At 56.4% G+C, this 961-nt stretch carries 2 protein-coding genes; both read left to right on the top strand.

What is annotated here, in order from left to right:
- Positions 1-344, top strand: a 344-nt coding sequence (gene tnpB / locus PPOP_RS18475) for an IS66 family insertion sequence element accessory protein TnpB (protein ID WP_006288203.1), incomplete at its 5' end; no start/stop codon positions are given.
- Between the two features lie 46 nt (positions 345-390).
- Positions 391-961 (top strand): IS66 family transposase (locus tag PPOP_RS18470; RefSeq protein ID WP_006288202.1); only part of this gene is annotated, 571 nt, incomplete at its 3' end.

Raw genomic sequence — 961 nt, 5'->3', positions numbered from 1 at the left:
ATTTCATCGCTTCACCTGTTTATCTGGCTTGCGGCGCAACAGACATGCGCAAATCCATTGATGGGCTGGCCGCTATGGTACAGGAACAATTTGGACTCAATCCGTTTTCCTCGGCGCTGTTCTTGTTTTGTAATCGCAGACGGGACAAGCTCAAAATTCTGCATTGGGATCATGCTGGCTTCTGGCTCTACTACCGCAGGCTCGAACGCGGCTCGTTTCAGTGGCCCGCTGGCGGCACAGCTCCACTATGTCTGACGCAGCGTGAGCTGCGCTGGCTGCTCGACGGCCTGACGCTTACCCAGCGCCAGGCGCATGCTCAGGTCTCGCCGGAAGTGGCGATCTAAACATGGGCAGCAGGATTTTTCCGTTCTCCTGACGAATCTCTCTTTTATGAAAAAAGAATCGGAATCCCTCACCCTGGAACAACTCCAGCAGCAAAATGCCAAGCTGGAACAACAAAATACCGAACTGTCGGCCAAACTCAAATGGTACGAGGAACAGTTCCGGCTTGCACAGCAGAAGCGCTTCGGGGCTTCCAGCGAGAAGACGCATCCGGATCAATTGGAACTGAATCTGTTTAATGAGGCCGAAGTGCTGGCAGTGCCTAACGCAGAGCCGGAAAAGGAACAGATTGCTTACGAGCGCCGCAAATCGAGCGGTAAACGTGAAGCAGATCTCTCCAAACTGCCGCTGGAAACGGTGACGTATACCCTTGCCGAAGGCGAGCAAATCTGCGCCTGCTGCGGTGGATCGCTGCACGAGATGGCCACGCAGACCCGTCGCGAGATAGCGGTGGTGCCGCCTCAGGTCAAGGTAGTGCAGCATGTGCGGCAGGTGTATGCCTGCCGGCACTGTGAGCGCCATGAGCTACATACGCCGATTGTGACGGCTCCAATGCCTCGGCCCGCCTATCCGGGCAGCCTGGCCTCGCCATCGGCGATGGCGCATGTGATGTGCCAAA

The sequence above is a fragment of the Paenibacillus popilliae ATCC 14706 genome (assembly GCF_000315235.1).
Taxonomy (GTDB): Bacteria; Bacillota; Bacilli; order Paenibacillales; family Paenibacillaceae; genus Paenibacillus_B; species Paenibacillus_B popilliae.
This window is presented reverse-complemented; position numbering and strand designations above follow the sequence as displayed.